We start from the raw sequence: 270 nt of genomic DNA, 5'->3' as shown, positions 1-270 counted from the left end.
TGGCGTCGCACTACAGTACATCCAGCCGGGAAAGCCAAATCAGAATGCCTTCATTGAGCGCTTCAATCGTACGTTCCGCGAGGAAGTGCTCGACCTGAATCTCTTCGCCTGCCTCGACGAGGTGCGCGAAGCCGCGACGTCCACCCAATTTTGAGTAGCGCCTCAGTTTGGAGTCCAATTCCCTACCCCGAGGAGATTGGACGTGAAGAAACGTTTTACTGACGAGCAGGTCATCGGCTTTCTGCGCGAAGCCGAAAGCGGCGTGGCGAT

At 56.3% G+C, this 270-nt stretch carries 2 pseudogenes; both read left to right on the top strand.

What is annotated here, in order from left to right:
• Nucleotides 1-130: pseudogene (locus F7R02_RS26030) on the top strand (integrase core domain-containing protein); the annotation flags it as partial.
• Nucleotides 131-202: 72 nt separating this feature from the next.
• Nucleotides 203-270: pseudogene (locus F7R02_RS27720) on the top strand (transposase); the annotation flags it as partial.

The sequence above is a fragment of the Xanthomonas cissicola genome, assembly GCF_008801575.1.
In the GTDB taxonomy this organism is placed as follows: Bacteria; Pseudomonadota; Gammaproteobacteria; order Xanthomonadales; family Xanthomonadaceae; genus Xanthomonas; species Xanthomonas cissicola.
This window is presented reverse-complemented; position numbering and strand designations above follow the sequence as displayed.